The following is a 17652-nucleotide window of genomic DNA, read 5'->3' on the forward strand; positions in this document are numbered from 1 at the left end:
CATAGGAGAGAAAAACATGAAGTCATATGCCGTGTTGGTAGCGGCCTTCGCCATGGCCCTGCCGGTCGCTGCTTCCGCCGCAATGCCCGATGAAGTGAAGGTCATCAACGACAACTGGGCGCGCATTTCCTACCAGATGAATGGTTCGAGCCATCAGACGACCGCGCTGGACAAGCTTGCCCATCTGGCCGATGTGACCGTCGCGCGCTATCCCGGCCAGGCCGACCCGCTGTTGTGGCAGGGGATCGTGGTCAGCGAACAGGCCAATCGCGCCAACATCTTTCATAAGCTCGGCCTCGCCACCCGCGCCCGCGACATCCTTGCCCGCGCCTATGCCATCAATCCGCGCGCTGGCAATGGCGGCGCGGCGATGAGCCTTGGCGTACTCTATTACAAGGTACCCGGATCGCCGATCGGCTTTGGCGACAAAGCCCGCGCCCGTCAGTTGCTTCAGCAAGCCTTGGCGCTCGATCCGGACGGGCTGGACGCCAATTATTTCTGGGGCGACTATCTGTACGATCAAGGCGACAAGGCCGGCGCGAAGGCGGCGCTGGTGAAGGCACTCCATGCGCCCCACGATCCAGCCCGCCCCGTCTGGGATGCTGGTCGACGGGGCGAAGTGCAGGCTTTGCTGCGGAAAATCGGCTGATGGGTTTCGCCGCCGCGCTCGCCCGACAGCTCGCCATGCCGAGCGGGGTCACAGGCGCACTGTGTGGCGCGGCGATGGACCTGGCCAACCGCGCGCCGTTGCGGATGGCGGTCGATCTGCTGGCGCCTGTTGCCGGGGAGACCGTGCTCGATGCCGGCTGCGGGACGGGTGCTGCCAGCGAAGCGATGCTGCGACGGGCGGACTGCCGGATCGTCGCCATCGATCAATCGGACACGATGGTCCGCCGCGTGCGCTCACGACTGGCGAAGGCGAGCAAGGGGCGCGCGGTCGCGGTGTATCAGGCGGCGCTGGAGGCGCTACCATGCGCGCCCGCCAGCATCGACGCCGCCCTCGCTCTCAACATCCTTTATTTCTGCGGCCCGGACGGCGCGATGATCCGGGCGATCCGCCAGGCGCTGCGGCCAGGCGGGCGTCTCGTCGCCTATGTCACCGACCGGGACAGCATGCAGCGATGGTCGTTCACGCGGGAAGGTTTGCACCGGCTGTATGACGAAGGGGAGTTGCGAGCCGCGCTGATCGATGGCGGTTTCGCTCCCGCACGCATCACTATCGAAGAGAGAGCCGTCGCCCCCGGCATCACCGGTCTCTTCGCGCTCGCTTATGCGGATTGACCCTTGTCAGTTCAATAATGCAGATCGATCATGATCGACTTGCTCTGATCGTCCATGGTAACCTTTGAAGCCTTGAAGCTGGGCGGCCCCATCACCCTGGGGTTGTTCGACAGGCCCCAACCTTCGGCCGGGAACATGCCGAAGCGCAGGTCGAGCTTATCGTTGGCGTTGGCATCATGATAGACCATCACTGCATAGTCCCCCGGTGGCAGCGCCTCGAACCGGACCGACGCTGTGGCTGAATTCGCCGGCGCCTTGAGCACGCGGAACGCGCGATCCTCATGACGAAACCCGGCCGCGCCGCGATAGAGCACGACATGGATCGAACCCGATCCCGGCGCGATGTGCTGGGCCTTGACGTCCAGTTCGCCAGCCTGGGCCGGTGATGCGAGCAGCCAGAGGCTGGTCGCCGCCGCACAGAGAAGCCCGATCGTCTGACCGGTATCGAAACGAACCATAACGCAGCTCCCATCTTTTCCGACCGCTTGCGGCCGATCGAGATCAGGACGCCGCCAGCGCTCTACCGCCACAGCTCGGCGGGCCTTGCACAAGACGAATTTTTCAGAAGGTGCATGCCGGCGGACTGAGGGGGCGATGCGGTGGTGGCGTCTGGCGACGTTGGCTTTGTCCCAAACCCTGCCATGGAGATCGCGTATGTCCAGCACGTCCATCCTTCTCATCTCTGCCCTTGCCCTCATGACAGCCGCGCCGGCCGCGCTCGCCGGCACTTATCCGCTGAAGGGCGCGGCCGACGGCGCTGGCGGGCAGGTGACGCTGACCGATGGGCCAAGGGGCGTAATCGTGCGGGTCGAAGCCCATGGCCTGAAACCGGGCTGGCACGCCGCCCATTTCCACGAAAAGGCCGATTGCTCCGATGCAATGTTCAAGTCGGCCGGCGGTCATGTGCATATGATGATGCCCGCCATCCATGGCCTGCTGAACCCGGCCGGCAACGACTTTGGTGATCTTCCCAATCTTTTCGCCGGTCCCGATGGGACTGCCACGGCCGAGTTCTTCTCTCCTTTCGTCTCCTTGCAGGCCGGAACCGCCCGCGCGAACCTGCTCGATACGGACGGATCGGCGCTCGTCATCCATGCCAGTCCCGACGACTACACCACCCAGCCGATCGGCGGGGCGGGAAATCGGGTCGCCTGTGCAGAAATACGTTAAGGCTGCGCCTTGAACGGTGGGTATGGACGCAGGAATTTTCTGCGCGACTTCTTCTATCTTGATGGGCAACATGCCGGAGAAGCGAAAGCGATATCCGGTATGGAGACCAGGAGGTCCACCGTCGAAAACGAAAATGACGACGCTGGCGGCCTGACGGCCGTTCTTGTGGCGAACCGGCACCAGCTCATCCGATTCTTCACCAGCCGCACCGGCAGCGCGGCGGAGGCCGAGGATGTCGTGCAGGAAATCTGGCTGCATGTCGCACGCGCCGACACCGGGCCGGTCGTCAACCCGCTTGCCTATCTGCACCGGGTCGGCATGAATATCGTGCTGGATCGCATTCGCGAGCGACAACGCCGGGGCAGGCGCGAGCAGGGCTGGTCCGACGTCTCGATCGAACAACGGAGCGGGGAAGCCACTGACGACAGCCCTTCTCCCCATGACATCGTCGATGGCCGTCTGCGCGCGCGGCGGCTTGCAACGGCCATCGAGGCGCTGCCGCCCGGCGCTGGCCGCGTGTTTCGTCGTCACAAGCTCGATGGGCTGAGCCACAGCGAAGTCGCTGCGGAACTGGGAATCAGCAGAAGCGCGGTCGAAAAACATATCGCGGTAGCGCTGCGTCATTTGCGGGCGGCGCTCGAATGATGGTGACAAGGAAAAGCAACTGGGGTGGTCTGTCGATGGCGGCGTCTCTTTGCTGGAAAACGGATGGGGCGTTTGGAGGTCAACATGACCCGTACTGAGCAACAACAGGGACGGATCCACAGCGAAGCGGCTGAATGGCACGCGCGGCTCGAATCGCCCGATATGGATTGGGAGGCTTTCGGCGCGTGGCTCGATGCCGATCCGGCGCATCGCGACGCTTATGACGCCATAGCGTTGCTCGATGCCGAGATCGAAGCCCGGCGTGATGCGATCATCGCCGGCCTGCCCGCCAATGATGTGGATGACGAGCAGCCCGTTTTCGGTGCGCGACGTCACTGGTGGATCGGCGGCGGAATGGCGGCGGCAGTCGCAATTGCCGTACTTTTCGTGCCGAAGATGGCGACGGCCCCCACCGTTCCGATGGTGGCCTACAGCACCGGACCCACCCAGACCCGGATGATCGACCTCAAGGACGGAAGCCATATTCTGCTCGACCGCAATTCACGCCTTGCCTTGGCAGACGGTCCGTCGCCCAGGGTCGAGATGCAGGGTGGAGCGGCCTATTTCGATGTGCGCCACGACCCTTCGCGCTCCTTCCTGATTCAGGCCGGAGACTATGAGGTTCGCGATATCGGCACGACTTTCGACCTTGTGATGACGCCCCAAAGGCTTGGCGTCGCCGTCAGCGAAGGCAAGCTGATGGTGGCGCCGAAGAATGGCGATGGCACATCGATCGTCGCTGGCAAACGAATCGATATCGTGATGCCGACCGGCGAGGCAAAGGTCAGCCCTGTCGCCAGCGCGAGCGTTGGTTCATGGCGGAGCGGCCAACTCGTTTATCAGGCGACGCCGCTGGCACTGGTCGCGAACGATCTGACCCGCTATGTCGGTCGCCCGGTAGTCGTCGATCCGGCGATTGGCGACTTGCGGGTTTCGGGGGTGCTTGCGATCAGGGATGGTGCTGGACTTGTCCAACAGATCGAAGCGGTTCTTCCGGTCAAGGCCGTGGATGCGGGCGGTTCGGTTCGCCTGGTCAGCAGCGGCACTCGCTAGCCTGTCTCACGGTGTCGCGCTCGCGGCGCCACGCAAAGTAGATATACCGGCCGGCTCACTGCAATCAGCGCTCACGGAACTGTCTAGCCAGATCGGCATATCGGTGGGCATGGCGGGGGCAATCCCGCCACATCCCACCCCGCGCGTCCGCGGGACCATGGAACCTGAAGAAGCGCTTGCGCGCCTGCTGAAGGGTTCGGGCCTCCGAGCGGTCCGAGTTGGGCCGACGATATGGCGTCTCGAACGGCAGCCGGTCAATTTGTCAGCGCCGGCCAAGGCCTCCGTCGCGATCTCGCTTGACGACATCGTGGTCACGGGTCGCAAGCGCGATGAACTGCTGAGCGACGCGCCCATTGCGATCAGCGTGATCCAACCCGACATGACGAGCCAGATGACCGCCCGCCGCGGCATCCATGATGCGCTCGCCTTTACCGCAGGGGTGTTTACGACCAATCTGGGACCAGGCCGCGATCGCATCTTCCTGCGGGGCGTTGCCGACAGCGCGTTCAACGGTTCGACGCAATCGACGGTCAATCTCTATCTGGACGATGCGCGGGTCAGCTATGCGACCCCTGATCCCGACCTGCGCCTCCTCGACATCGACCGTATCGAACTGCTTCGGGGACCACAGGGCGCGCTTTACGGGTCTGGCGCGTTGGGGGGTATCATTCGGATCATACCCAACAAGCCCGACTTGCAGAACTGGTCTGGCGTGGCGGCAATCGAGGGCAGTCTGGTCGCGCATGGCGGCCCGGGCGGCGCGATCGAAGGTGTAATCAACGCACCGCTCATTCCCGACCGGCTGGGTCTCAGGCTCGCCATATATGGCGATCAGGGCGGAGGCTGGATCGACGATCCAGCGCGCGGCGCGTCGAATGTGAACCGAAGTCGCCGTTCCGGCGCGCGCGCGATGCTGGGGTGGCAGATCACCGATGGTTGGCGCGCCGATGTCGGCCTTACGACCCAATGGCTCAACGTCCGCGACAGCCAATATGCCTTTCGCGGCCTTGAACGGAGCACGGCGCGGGCCGAGCCGCATGACAATGACTTTCTGGCTGCGACGGCGACTGTGCGCGGCAAGCTGGGCGCACTCGAGCTGACCTCCTCAACCGCTTATGTGACCCATGAGTTCGGCAGCATCTATGATGCGACTTCGCGAGAAGGCGCGCTAGACCTTGCGTCCCCTCTGGGCTTCGAGGAACATCGTCTCCTGCGTCTCGTGACTCAGGAGATCCGCCTGAGCGATGCAGCATCCCGCCGGCCTTGGGTCGCGGGGCTCACCATGTTGCAAGCCGAAAACACGCTGGAGGACAGTTTCTTGCCAGCAACGTCGCCTCCTGTCCCGCTTCTTTCACAGCATGATGACAGTCTTGAGATGGCGTTGTTTGGCGAGATGACGCAGCCCCTAGGGACAAGTTGGTCGGCGACCGTCGGCGCGCGCGCATATTTCGCCCGCGTCGATAATGAGCAGGATGGCCAAGCCAGGCGGCGGGCGCGTAAAAATGGGATTACGCCGAGCCTGACCCTATCCTGGCATCTGCTCGATCGGGGCGTCGTCTGGCTGCGGTACGCGAGCGCGGTGCGACCGGGCGGCATCAATACAGATGGTGATCCCGCTGCCCGGTTTTTTCTGTCGGACGAGCTTAAGAGCTTGGAACTGAGCTGGCGTCTGACGCTAGCCAGGGGCCATCTCCTTTTGAACGGCAGTCTGTTCGGTCTCCGCTGGGAGAATGTCCAGAGCGACACGCTGGGGACCGACAGCCTGGTCAGGACCATCAATGCCGGGCGCGCGCGCAATATCGGCGCTGAACTCTCGGCCATGCTGCGCATCGAGCCGTTTCGGCTGGAGGGTAATCTCACGCTTCAGCACGGACGGCTTTACCGCCCGTCGGCGGCGGCCAATATCCTTGGCGATGATAGTCGCCTGCCGGTGCTCCCAGATCATGCCGGAGGCCTCAAACTCTCCTATAGCCGGCCTGTCGGCGTAGCGACCGTCGGCGGGTTCATCTCAACTCGCTATACCGGCTCCGCCAGGCTTAGCTTCGATCCCGCCCTTAACCGATCGATGGGGGATTTCTGGGTCGGTGACATCGGCGCCGAACTGTCGCGCGGCGATTGGAAGGCGGCGCTGACGATCGCCAATCTTTTTGATCAGCGTGAAGACAGCTTCGGCTATGGCAACCCCTTCACGGTGCGCCTGATCGCCCAACGCACGCCGATGCAGCCCAGAACGCTGACTTTGCGATTACAGAAGAATTTCTGAACGCGACTGGGGTGCTCAATCGTCGGTGCCGTCCTGCCTCGGATCGGGGGAGACGGGGATGGACAAAAGACTTTGGGTTGCGGCGTTGGCCGGAGCGATGATCGTGGCTTCGCCGGGTGAAGCGAAATCGCTCCATCATTGGGACCAGGCAAGCACGGCTGCCGCCGGCGCGGTGGCGGCGCTCGCGTTCGGCGTTCCGCTGGCCAAATCCGATGGCGCTGGAATGGAACAGGCCGGCCTTAGCATGGCGCTCGGCACAGGGAGTGCGTTCGCGCTAAAAACACTGGTCGATGAGCGACGCCCCGACGGCAGCGACCATCACAGCTTTCCGTCGGGCCATACAAGCTTCGCCTTTGCCGCCGCTGCCTCTCTTGAGAACCGCTATGGCTGGGAAGTTGGGCTGTCAGCTTTCGCGCTGGCCAGCTTCGTCGGCGTGGCGCGGGTCGAGGCGAAGCGGCATCATTGGTATGATGTGGCCGCGGGAGCCGCGATTGGATCGGCATCGGGCCTCTTGCTCACTCGCCGTGCTGGTCGCGCGATCGATCTATCCGCTTGGGGCGGCGCGGGAGGCGGCGGGTTGGCGCTACGCGCAAATTTTTAACCGTCCGCGCGCAAGGCAGTTGAAGCCGCTCCGATATTTACGGGCTTGTCCGGATCGGCCCTCTTGAACGTTCAGACTCGAACGCGGGCTGCGCTGCCGAGCGCTGTCGATCGAGCATATTACAGGTATCAGCGAGACATTGCGCAGGTTGCGGCTCCTGCTCCTGCACGGAGATATGCCATCATCATGCAAACGACTAACCGTGCTCGCTACCCGGAGATCGAGGATCAGGAGCAAATGTCGGCTTCGAGGCACAAACCTGCCCTTCTCGAAGGAAACGGGAATGGCGTGATCTGGTCGACTGCTACCGGAAGCGACGCAACGCGAACGGCAGCTATCCGCCCCCCTCCAAAGCGACGTTCGCTTGTCGGCCATTAGCAAAACCCGACGAAAAGACAGAGTGGGATCGTCAGCCGGTGAGCAAGCTCGCCATGGATACTGGCAGCTACCCTATTTGATCCGCCTACGCAGTTCTATTCATGGTCCGTTCCCTTGTGCCTGCCCTTGTGATATAAGTAACTGAGAATCCAATGAGATTCCCGATTCCAGCAAGAACGAACTGGGGCCGTTCTGGGGGCCTTATCGCTCATCTCATTTTCATTACATAATTGAAAACTAAAGTAGATCTATTCTGCATTGGATTCCGGCTCGGCTCCATAATCCTGTTTCGTCGCTGCTGTCCCGCCCCTCGACTTCTGCGCGCCGCTCCGGCTAAAGCGGGTGCATGATGAAGCTGTTTATCGGGAACAAAGCCTATTCGAGCTGGTCGCTGCGCGGCTGGCTGGCGTGCAAGCTGTCCGGCCTGCCCTTTGAAGAGGCGGTCGTCCCCCTCTATGACGAAGCGTGGGAAAAGCGGCGCGAAGGCGACGAATTCGCCCCCTCCTCCGGCAAGGTGCCGATCCTGTGGGACGGCGATGATATTGTCGTGTGGGACAGCCTGGCGATCGTCGAATATCTTAATGAAAAAACCGGGAACGAGAAATTCTGGCCCGCTGATCCCGCCGCGCGCGCCATGGCCCGGTCGATGGCGGCCGAAATGCACTCCAGCTTCGCCGCGCTCCGCCGCGAGCATAGCATGAACATCCGCCAGATTTACGATGCGGTACCGCCATCCGAAGCGGTCAAGCAGGATCTGGCGCGACTGATGCAGCTCTGGGCGCAGGCCCGCGCCCGCCATGGCGGCGAAGGCGACTTCCTGTTCGGCCCGTTCGGGGCGGCCGACGTCATGTTCGCGCCGGTGGTCACGCGCCTCATCACCTATCAATTGCCCGTGGCCCGCTTTGCCGAAGCCTATATGCACGCCATCATCGCCCACCCCTGGATGCAGGAGTGGATTGGCGGCGCACAGGCCGAAGATTGGGTCATCGACCGGTTCGAGGTGCCGCCGCAGGTGGCCTGAAACGATGAGCGACGCACCCGACACGCCCCAGGAAGCCCGTGCACAGGAAGCTGCCGCGATCCGTCGCCGCTGGATCAGCCTGGGTGAAATGCTGGCGGTCTTGGCGGTGGGTATTTCCGCGCTGACCCTTTATCTCAACTGGTCGGACAAGCGCGATGCACGCGCCGACAAGGCCAGCGAAAGCCGTCAGGCTTCGGCCCGCGCTGCCAAGCTGGTGCTGGAGGCGAAGGCGGACGGGGACGACCGGCTGGTGCTGAAGCCTGCCGCGCCCGACCAGATCGTGCAGAGCCAGACGCTCATCTTCCCTGCTGCGCTGGGCGTTGCGCCGGTATCCACGACAGGCGAGCCGCGGATCGAGGCAGACTGGTTCGACGACGCACTCAAAAAGGCCAGGGCGAAGGCCAAGCTGCCCGACAACAGCGTGGGCGATGAAAAGCTGCCGGTCGTCATCACCACGCGCTTCGTCGTCAATGGCGAAGCGCGGGAGGATAGCGCGATCTACGACATCGGCTATGGCATAGCGGGCCGCTGGCTGTCGGGGCATGACGTGACGTTGCGCGGCCTCTCTCTGGTGACGCGCAATGTCGGCAAGGCGCCTGTGGCCGCAATCGACACCCGCTGGTCCACGCTGGTGGCGGCCCGCAAATAGCAGAGCCATGAAAAAGCCCGGCCCTTCACCGAAGGGCCGGGCTTTTTCAGACCGATAGGATCACGGGCTTTAGCCGACGATTTCTTCCGGCTTGAAGAAGAAGGCGATTTCGGTCGCGGCATTTTCTTCGCTGTCCGAACCATGGACCGAATTGGCTTCGATCGATTCGGCCAGTTCCTTGCGGATCGTGCCAGCGTCGGCATTGGCCGGGTTGGTCGCGCCCATGATGTCGCGGTTGCGCTGCACGGCGTTTTCGCCTTCCAGCACCTGCACGACGACGGGGCCGGAAATCATGAAGGCGACGAGGTCAGCGAAGAAGGGGCGTTCCTTGTGGACGCCGTAAAAGCCTTCGGCCTGTTCGCGGCTCATGCGGATGCGCTTCGATGCGACGACGCGCAGACCGGCTTCCTCCAGCATCTTGGTGACAGCGCCGGTCAGGTTGCGACGGGTCGCGTCGGGCTTGATGATCGAAAAAGTGCGCGTGACGGCCATGGCCCTCGATACTCCGAATGGTTGGAAATGCTGCGCGCGCCTTTAGACGGGGCCGGGCCGGGCCGCAAGGGGCTTCGCCTAAGCCCCTGCTATGCCATTTGCAGCCACTTGCGGCCGTCCTGCTTGAAGTAGCGGGATTCGATCCCGTCGCGCTTGGCCAATGCCCGCCAGCTCGCCCGCGCCGGCTCGATCGTGCTGTCGTCGAAGAAGTGGAAAACCCGGTCGAAATCGAGCGCCTGTTCGCGCCACAACCCATCGGCCAGCGCGACATGACGCGCGCCATTGGCGGCATCGCAGGACGTACCGAGCAGGATCGGCTGATGTCCCTCCCCCGCTTCGCCTGTATGGCCATGCGCCAGAAAACTGTCGGGCGGGCCATTCCACAGCCCGGCGGAAATCCGCTCCAGCCGGTCCGGCTCCTGCGCCACTACCAGCAGGCGCGCGCCCATCGCCAGGATGCGCGCGGCGATGGCCGGCAGCACCTGATCGACGGGATCACGGCTCAACTGATAGAAATCGACCTGCATGGCCTTAAAATCCTAACTCCGTTCGCCCTGAGCTTGTCGAAGCCTGTCCTGAGCGCCTGCCTTGGCAGGCAGTCGAAGGGGGTCGTTCTTCTTTTCGAAGAAGGACAAGGCTTCGACAGGCTCAGCCCGAACGGGCGTGGGGGCATCTTACCGTTCGAACTTGTCCGCGACAAACTGGTCGAGCAGCCGCACGCCATAGCCGGTCGCGCCCTTGTCGAACGTCGCACCGGGCTTGTCGGACCAGACCATGCCTGCAATGTCGAGATGCGCCCATTTGACGCCATCGTCGATGAACCGCTTGATGAACTGCGCGGCGGTGATCGACCCGGCATAGCGGCCACCGATATTCTTCATGTCGGCGATCGGGCTGTCGATCAGCTTGTTGTAAGCGTCGGACAGCGGGAAGCGCCAAAGCGGTTCGCCAGCCGTCTTGCCCGCCGCGGTCAGATCGTCCGACAGGCCGTCATCGTTGGAGAAAAGCCCGGCATATTGATCACCCAGCGATACCAGGATCGCGCCGGTCAGCGTCGCCAGATCGACCACCGTATCGGGCTTGTAGTTTTTCTGCGCCCAGGTCAGCGCGTCGCACAGCACCAGCCGCCCTTCGGCGTCGGTGTTGATCACCTCGATCGTCTGACCCGACATGGACGTCACAATGTCGCCGGGGCGCTGCGCATTGCCGTCGGGCATATTTTCGACCAGGCCGCAAATGCCCACGACATGCGCCTTGGCCTTGCGCCCGGCCAGCGCCTTGATCGCGCCGGCGACCGCGCCCGCGCCGCCCATGTCCCACTTCATGTCTTCCATGCCGGCGGCGGGCTTGATGGATATGCCGCCCGTGTCGAACGTCACGCCCTTGCCGACGAGCACCAGCGGCGTTTCCACCGCGCCGTCAGTGCCGTCCCATTCCAGCGCCAGCAAGCGCGCGTCGCGCGCCGAACCCTGCGCCACGCCCAATAGCGCGCCCATGCCCAGTGCTTCCATGGCCGGGCGGTCCAGCACGCTGATCTTCACGCCCAGTTCGGCCAGATGCTGGCAACGCTCGACGAAGCTTTCGGGATAGATGATATTGGCCGGTTCCGACACGAGCTCGCGGGTCAGCGCGACACCCGCCGCGACGGCGGCATGCCGCTCCCACGCCGCGCCAGCGTCGGCCGAAACGATCGTCACCGTCGTCAGCGTCGGCTTGGCCTTTTCCGGCTGGCGGGTGCGATATGTGTCGATCCGCCAGCCGCGCAGCAGCGCGCCCAGCGCCAGCCGCGCCGCGCCAGCGCCACTCGCGCCGCCGACAAATTCGACCGCTGCATGGGTCGCCCCGCTGGTCAGCAGGCGGGCGGTCAATGCGCCGCCGGCGCGCTCCAGGTCCGCGTCACTCCCCGTCCCCGTGCCCAGCAGCACGATGCGCAGCACCTTGCCGCCCTCGTCCACAAAACTCTCGAACGTCGTGCCCACTTCTCCGGTAAAGCGCGCAGCCGCAGCGCCCGCCACCAGCGTCGCGGATGCGGCGACCGGCAGGCGGTCGGGCGTGCCCTTGGGCATGGCCAGGACCAGAGTGTCGGCATCGGGACGGGTCGGGCTGATCGCGATATCCATCAAGGGACCTTTTCTGCATGGGGCTGTAAGACGTAATCTTTGCCAAATAGTGCGGCTTGCCCCGTCTGGCAAAGGCGTTCGACCGATTTTGCTGGAAAAGAGCGCAGCAGGGCGATTGCGGCGCGCGCCAAGCAATGCGATAGGCAGGCGCTGATACCGCCCCTTCATGAGGCCCGACCTTTTGGCTATCCCCCCTGCATCCCTTACATTGCGTCCTGCCCTGCTGGTCGGTTGCGCCCTGACGTCCCTCGCTATCGCCAGCCCGGCCATGGCGCAGCAGTTGAACGAACCGCAGGCGCCGATCAGCGCGCCCGACGCGCCGGTACCGGCCAGCGACGACCAGATCGGCTTTTCCGCCGACGCGCTGGAATATGACAGCAATAGCGACATCGTCACCGCCAGCGGCGCGGTCCAGTTGCTGCGCGACGGCAATCGCCTGCGCGCCGACAAGGTCGTGTGGAATCGCAACAGCGGCAAGGTGGAAGCGATCGGCAACGTCTCCGTCACTGATCCCGACGGCAATATCGCCTATGGCGACCGCTTCGACGTGACCGATACGCTCAAGGACGGCCTGGTCGACAACATCTTGCTGGTGCTACAGTCGGGCGGTCGCTTGGCGGCGGCCACCGGCACGCGCACCAACGGCCTCTACACGCTCAATCGCGCCGCCTATACCGGCTGCGCGGTGGAGGACAGCAAGGGCTGCCCCAAGGAACCGACATGGCAGATCAACGCGGTCAAGGTTGTCTATGACCCGACCCGCCAGCGGGTCACCTATACCAACGCCAATATCGAACTGTTCGGCCTGCCGCTCATCCCGCTGCCCGGCCTGTCCCATCCCGTCGGCGAAGGCGGCGGCAGCGGGCTGATGGTGCCCAATCTGCGCTATGACCGGAACAATGGTTTTGAAGTCGCGCTGCCCTATTATTTCAAGCTTGCGCCCAATCGCGACCTGACGGTCACGCCGCATGTCTATACCGACAGCCTGCCGATGCTCGAAACGACCTTCCGCCATCTCTATGATCGCGGCGCGTATCAGATCACCGGCTATGCCACCTATGGCAGCCGCGTCGCGACCGGCGACAGCAGCGTGGGCACCCCGCCCGCAGCGTCGCAAAAGGATTTTCGCGGCTATCTCGACGCCAGCGGCGCGCTGCAACTGACGCCGGAATGGAGCGTCGACGGATCGATTCGCGTCGCCAGCGACCGCACCTTCCTGCGCCGCTACGACATCAACCGCGACGACCGGCTGCGCTCGACCATCGGCGCGCAGCGAATCGGCCAGAACAGCTATTTCTCCTTGCGCGGCTGGGCGGTGCAGACCCTGCGCGCGGGCGATTCGCAGGGGCAGACGCCGATTGCGCTGCCGGTCATGGACTATCGCCTGCGCCTGAAAGATCCGCTGCTGGGCGGCGTGCTGCAATTGCAGGCCAATACGCTGGCGATCACGCGCACCCATGGTCAGGATACGCAGCGCGCCTTCTCGGCGGCCGAATGGAACCTGCGCACCCTGACCGGCATGGGCCAGGAAGTGACCTTCACCGGCTATCTACGCGGCGACGTCTATCACAGCAGCGACAATGACCTGACGCCCACGGCCAGCTATGCGGGCGAACCGGGCTGGCAGGCGCGCGGCATCGCCGCTGCGGCGGTGGACTTGCGCTGGCCGTTCATGGGCGAGGCGTTCGGCGGCGTGCAGCGGATTACCCCGCGCATCCAGATCGTCGCGGCACCCAAACTCGCCAATCTGCGGCTACCCAATGAAGATGCCCGCGCCGTCGATCTGGAGGACAGCAACCTCTTCGCCCTCAATCGCTTCGCAGGCTATGACCGGTTCGAGGATTCGACCCGCATCACCTATGGGCTGGAATATAGCCTGTCCCTGCCCGACTTCTCGCTCCAGAGCATCGTCGGGCAAAGCTATCGGCTCAACAGCCGCACCAGCATCCTGCCCGACGGCACGGGCCTGTCGGACCGCACGTCCGACATCGTTGGCCGCACCACGATCCGCTACAAGGATTTCATCAGCTTCACCCACCGCTTCCGGCTGGACAAGGATCATCTGTCCGTCCGGCGCAACGAACTGGACGCGACCGTGGGCAGCAGGGATACATACGCCATGGTCGGCTATCTGCGGCTCAACCGCAATGCGCTGGCGGGGCTGGAGGATTTGCAGGACCGCGAAGAATTGCGGCTGGGCGGGCGCGTTCAGTTCGCCCGCTTCTGGTCGGTCTTCGGCTCGACCGTGATCGACCTGACCGATGCAAAGGAAGATCCGCTCAGCATGGCCGATGGTTATGAGCCGGTCCGCCATCGCCTTGGCATCGCCTATGAGGATGATTGCCTGACGCTCGGCATCACCTGGCGGCGCGATTATCAGGCCAATGGTGACGCGCGAAAGGGCAATGCTTTCCAGCTTCGGCTAGCTTTCCGCAATATTGGCATATAAGGATCACCCTTCCCGCTTCCCTGTCAGGGCTGGTTCAGGCGGATTGGCGCATCCGTGCCAGACCGTATTGGAGATATTTGCCGACGATGCTGCCTGTCGTTTCCACGTCCACCCGCATGTTTCCGGCCGTTCGTTCGGCCCTGCGCACCCTGTTCCTGTCGACCGCGCTGCTTGGCGTGGGGGTGCAGGGCGTCACCGCGCAAACGGTCGATGATGGCGGCGACATCGCCAGCCAGCAGCTCAACCTGCCGCAGGACGTCACCGTTTTCGGCAAGAGCGACCCCAATGTCCGCAAGGCGACGGCGATCGTCAACGGCCGCATCATCACCGGCACGGACATTGACCAGCGCCTCGCGCTGATCATCACCGCCAATGGCGGCAAGGTGGCGCCGGAGGAAAAGGAGCGGCTGCGGGTGCAGGTGCTGCGCAACCTGATCGACGAAACGCTCCAGATTCAGGAAGCCGCCGCCAACGACATCAAGGTCGATCCGGCCGAAATCGAACAAAGCTATGAACGTGTCGCGGCCAATTTCCGCCAGTCGCCGACGCAGTTCGACGCCTATCTGCGCAGCCAGGGCAGTTCCTCGGCCAGCATCAAGCGCCAGATTGAGGGCGAACTGGCCTGGAGCCGCCTGCTGCGGCGCAATATCCAGCCGTTCGTCAACGTGTCGGAAGATGAAGTGAAATCGGTGGTCGACCGGCTGAACGCGGCCAAGGGCAGCGACGAATTCCGCATCGGCGAAATCTATCTGTCGGCGACCCCGGAAAATCGCGACCAGATCATCGCCAACGCCCGCAACATCATCGAACAAATCAAGCAGGGTGGCAGCTTTGCCGCCTATGCCCGGCAATTTTCCGAAGCATCGACCGCAGCGGTCGGCGGCGATCTGGGCTGGGTCCGCCCCGCCCAGCTTCCGCCCGAACTGGCGAATGCCGCCGTCGAAATGCAGGTCGGGCAGATTGCCGGGCCGATCGAGGTCGCTGGCGGCGTGTCGCTGATCTACGTGATGGACAAGCGCAAGGTGCTGACCGCCGATCCGCGCGATTCGCTGCTCAGCCTGAAACAGCTGTCGGTTCTGTTCCCGCAGGGCACGACCAAGGAGCAGGCGAGCGCCAAGGCCGCAAGCTTCGCCGCCGCGATCAAGGAGATCAAGGGCTGCGGGCAGGCCAATGAGGTCGGCGCAAAGATCGGCGCGGACGTGGTCGACAACGACAATGTGAAGCTGCGCGATCTGCCGCCCCAGTTGCAGGAAATTCTGCTGAACCTTCAGGTCGGCGAAGCCACGCCCCCGTTCGGCTCCATCACCGACGGCGTGCGCGTCCTGATCGTGTGCGGCCGCGATGATCCAGTGTCGGCCAATGCGCCCAATCCAGAACAGATCATGGCGCAGCTGGAAGAAGAGCGGGTCAACAAGCGTGCGCGCATCTATCTGCGCGATCTGCGTCGTGATGCGATCATCGAATATAACTGACACCGCGCCCCTGCCCGGCCAGTCGCCGCTGCCCTTTGCGGTTTCGCTTGGCGATCCTGCCGGGATCGGGCCGGAAATCGTCGCCAAAAGCTGGGTCATGCGGGACGCGCGTGGCCTGCCGCCCTTTTTCGCGGTGGGCGACGTCGCGGCGTTGCGCGCGGTCTGGCTCGGCCCGATCGCGCTGATCAGCGCGCCGGAAGACGCCGCCGCCGCCTTCGGGTCGGCGCTGCCCTGCCTTCAGGTCGGACAGGCGGGGGAGATTATTCCCGGCACCCCCAGCGTCGATGGCGCGCGCACCGCGTTTGAATCGCTCGAAGCCTCGGTCGGCCTCGCCCGGTCGGGATCGGCGGCGGGCATCGTCACCGCGCCCGTGGGCAAGGAACAGCTGTACGGCGTGGGCTTCACCCATCCCGGCCAGACCGAATTCGTCGCCGAACGCTGCGGCGTATCGCCCCATAATGCAGTGATGATGCTGGCCGGGCCATCGCTCAAGGTGGTGCCGGTCACGATCCATATTCCGCTGAGCGAAGTGCCCGCGGCGCTGACCATCGACCTGATCCGCGCCCGTGCGATCACGACGGCCAAGGGATTGCAAAAGAATTTCGGCATTGCCCGCCCCCGCCTCGCCGTCGCCGGGCTGAACCCTCATGCAGGGGAAGGCGGCGCGCTGGGGCGGGAGGAAATCGACATCATCCGCCCGGCCGTCGAATCGCTGCGTGACGAAGGGTTCGACATAGTCGGGCCGCTCGCCGCCGACGGCATGTTCCATGCCCGCGCGCGCGAAACCTATGACGCGGCGCTGTGCATATATCATGATCAGGCGCTGATCCCGATCAAGACGCTGAATTTCGACGATGGCGTCAACATCACGCTCGGCCTGCCGATCGTGCGCACATCGCCCGACCATGGCACCGCCTTTGGCATTGCAGGCACCGACAGCGCCAATCCCGGCGCGATGATCGCGGCGCTGCGCATGGCCGCCGACGCCGCCCGTGCGCGCCTCGCCTATGCCGCCTGAAGCCAGGGTGAAGCTGCCGCCGCTGCGGGACGTGATCGCCACGCACGGGCTTCAGGCCAGCAAGGCGCTGGGGCAGAATTTCCTGCTCGACGAACAGTTGCTCGACCGGATCGCCGCCATCCCCGGCGCGATCGACGGCCAGCCCGCGTTCGAGGTCGGCCCCGGCCCCGGCGGCCTGACCCGCGCCATATTGCGCGCGGGCGCACGCCTCGTCGCGGTCGAGCGTGACCGGCGTTGCCTGCCGGCATTGGCGGAACTGGACGCTGCCTTTCCGGAGCAGTTGCGCATCCTGTCGGGCGACGCGATGGAGATCGACGCCCGCGCGGAAGCGGGCGATGGCGCGCATATCATCGCCAACCTGCCCTATAATGTCGGCACGGCGCTGCTGATCGGCTGGCTGTCGGCTGACTGGTCGCCGCTGCCCTGGTGGTCCACGCTGACGCTGATGTTCCAGATGGAGGTCGCCGAACGCATCGTCGCCCAGCCCGGCACCGACCATTATGGCCGCCTCGCCATCCTGTCCCAATGGCGCAGCGACGCGCGCATCGCGATGAAGGTCCACCGCAGCGCCTTCACCCCGCCGCCCAAGGTCATGTCCGCCGTCGTTCACCTGACGCCCAAAGCCGCACCGGAGGGCGTGCAGTTAAAGCATCTCGAACGCCTGACCGCCGCCGCCTTTGGCCAGCGCCGCAAGATGCTGCGGCAAAGCCTCAAGGGCTTGCCCGGTGCGCTCGAAGCCCTGGCAGAGGTCGGCATCGACCCGCAACGCCGCGCCGAAACGGTCAGCGTCGATGAATTTGTCGCGGTGGCAAGGGTGCTGGGGCGGTAGGCTCGCGCTGCGCCTTAGGCGCGATGATTTCACGGAGGTAGAGAACTGAACCTAAACGCCCCACACCGGGCGCACGGGAACCACTGTCCTACACGCCGCCCGCCCTGCTACTATCGCGCCGACCGGCTCTTTCTCACCGTCGACAGCCAAACGGATCGCATAACAATCTATCCCGGCCCGATAATAAAATATCGCGTTCACCGGGAAATAT

General features: G+C 64.1%; 17 protein-coding genes. 13 read left to right on the forward strand and 4 right to left on the reverse strand.

The features are described 5' to 3' along the window. Positions 1-16: 16 nt before the first annotated feature. A complete protein-coding gene (locus tag FE851_RS11010; RefSeq protein ID WP_261370901.1) occupies positions 17-649 on the forward strand; it encodes a tetratricopeptide repeat protein in 633 nt (210 codons plus the stop codon). Beyond that, the gene (locus tag FE851_RS11015) at positions 649-1281 is read left to right on the forward strand and encodes a class I SAM-dependent methyltransferase (protein ID WP_145202418.1); all 633 of its coding nucleotides are present in this window, start codon (positions 649-651) and stop codon (positions 1279-1281) included. Before FE851_RS11010 ends, FE851_RS11015 begins: the two co-directional genes overlap by 1 nt. An 11-nt stretch (positions 1282-1292) precedes the next feature. On the opposite strand, the gene FE851_RS11020 is transcribed toward FE851_RS11015, so the two are convergent. Continuing rightward, complete coding sequence (locus tag FE851_RS11020; protein WP_145202421.1) at positions 1293-1739, reverse strand: DUF2141 domain-containing protein; 447 nt, start codon at positions 1737-1739, stop codon at positions 1293-1295. Between the two features lie 196 nt (positions 1740-1935). Here FE851_RS11020 and FE851_RS11025 point away from each other — a divergent pair, with 196 nt between their 5' ends. The 7 genes from FE851_RS11025 to FE851_RS11055 all read left to right on the forward strand — a co-directional run bounded on the left by FE851_RS11025 (position 1936) and on the right by FE851_RS11055 (position 9061). After that, positions 1936-2451: a superoxide dismutase family protein gene (locus tag FE851_RS11025; protein ID WP_145202424.1), complete on the forward strand. Its 516-nt coding sequence runs from the start codon at positions 1936-1938 to the stop codon at positions 2449-2451. 99 nt (positions 2452-2550) lie between these two features. Further along, positions 2551-3096 (forward strand): RNA polymerase sigma factor, encoded by a 546-nt coding sequence (locus FE851_RS11030; protein ID WP_145202427.1) that lies wholly within the window; start codon positions 2551-2553, stop codon positions 3094-3096. An 84-nt stretch (positions 3097-3180) separates the two neighbouring features. Beyond that, on the forward strand, positions 3181-4149 hold the full coding sequence (locus FE851_RS11035; RefSeq protein WP_186378805.1) for a FecR family protein: 969 nt from the start codon (positions 3181-3183) through the stop codon (positions 4147-4149). A gap of 157 nt (positions 4150-4306) precedes the next feature. Further along, positions 4307-6412, forward strand: coding sequence for a TonB-dependent receptor domain-containing protein (locus FE851_RS11040; RefSeq protein WP_261370902.1), 2106 nt, complete (start codon positions 4307-4309; stop codon positions 6410-6412). A 58-nt stretch (positions 6413-6470) separates the two neighbouring features. After that, positions 6471-7013 carry a phosphatase PAP2 family protein gene (locus FE851_RS11045; RefSeq protein ID WP_145202435.1) on the forward strand — a complete coding sequence of 181 codons (543 nt, stop codon included), beginning with the start codon at positions 6471-6473 and terminating at the stop codon, positions 7011-7013. Between the two features lie 724 nt (positions 7014-7737). Then, positions 7738-8412 carry a glutathione S-transferase family protein gene (locus FE851_RS11050; RefSeq protein ID WP_019053396.1) on the forward strand — a complete coding sequence of 225 codons (675 nt, stop codon included), beginning with the start codon at positions 7738-7740 and terminating at the stop codon, positions 8410-8412. A gap of 4 nt (positions 8413-8416) precedes the next feature. Beyond that, the gene (locus FE851_RS11055) at positions 8417-9061 is read left to right on the forward strand and encodes a hypothetical protein (RefSeq protein WP_145202438.1); all 645 of its coding nucleotides are present in this window, start codon (positions 8417-8419) and stop codon (positions 9059-9061) included. 69 nt (positions 9062-9130) lie between these two features. Here FE851_RS11055 and ndk read toward each other — a convergent pair whose 3' ends face one another. The 3 genes from ndk to FE851_RS11070 all read right to left on the reverse strand — a co-directional run bounded on the left by ndk (position 9131) and on the right by FE851_RS11070 (position 11673). Continuing rightward, the gene (gene ndk / locus FE851_RS11060) at positions 9131-9553 is read right to left on the reverse strand and encodes a nucleoside-diphosphate kinase (protein WP_006953431.1); all 423 of its coding nucleotides are present in this window, start codon (positions 9551-9553) and stop codon (positions 9131-9133) included. Between the two features lie 89 nt (positions 9554-9642). Further along, complete coding sequence (locus FE851_RS11065) at positions 9643-10080, reverse strand: DNA polymerase III subunit chi (protein WP_145202441.1); 438 nt, start codon at positions 10078-10080, stop codon at positions 9643-9645. A gap of 147 nt (positions 10081-10227) precedes the next feature. Beyond that, positions 10228-11673 (reverse strand): leucyl aminopeptidase, encoded by a 1446-nt coding sequence (locus FE851_RS11070; protein WP_145202444.1) that lies wholly within the window; start codon positions 11671-11673, stop codon positions 10228-10230. 166 nt (positions 11674-11839) lie between these two features. Here FE851_RS11070 and FE851_RS11075 point away from each other — a divergent pair, with 166 nt between their 5' ends. From FE851_RS11075 to rsmA, 4 genes are all read left to right on the forward strand, one after another. Then, a complete protein-coding gene (locus tag FE851_RS11075) occupies positions 11840-14122 on the forward strand; it encodes an LPS-assembly protein LptD (RefSeq protein ID WP_409994484.1) in 2283 nt (760 codons plus the stop codon). A gap of 86 nt (positions 14123-14208) precedes the next feature. Next, positions 14209-15594 carry a peptidylprolyl isomerase gene (locus tag FE851_RS11080; protein WP_086485409.1) on the forward strand — a complete coding sequence of 462 codons (1386 nt, stop codon included), beginning with the start codon at positions 14209-14211 and terminating at the stop codon, positions 15592-15594. Further along, a complete protein-coding gene (gene pdxA, locus FE851_RS11085) occupies positions 15572-16612 on the forward strand; it encodes a 4-hydroxythreonine-4-phosphate dehydrogenase PdxA (RefSeq protein ID WP_145202447.1) in 1041 nt (346 codons plus the stop codon). Before FE851_RS11080 ends, pdxA begins: the two co-directional genes overlap by 23 nt. Continuing rightward, positions 16602-17441: a 16S rRNA (adenine(1518)-N(6)/adenine(1519)-N(6))-dimethyltransferase RsmA gene (gene rsmA, locus FE851_RS11090; protein ID WP_145204354.1), complete on the forward strand. Its 840-nt coding sequence runs from the start codon at positions 16602-16604 to the stop codon at positions 17439-17441. Before pdxA ends, rsmA begins: the two co-directional genes overlap by 11 nt. Positions 17442-17652 lie beyond the last annotated feature (211 nt).

Source organism: Sphingobium sp. B2 (assembly GCF_007693735.1).
In the GTDB taxonomy this organism is placed as follows: Bacteria; Pseudomonadota; Alphaproteobacteria; order Sphingomonadales; family Sphingomonadaceae; genus Sphingobium; species Sphingobium xenophagum.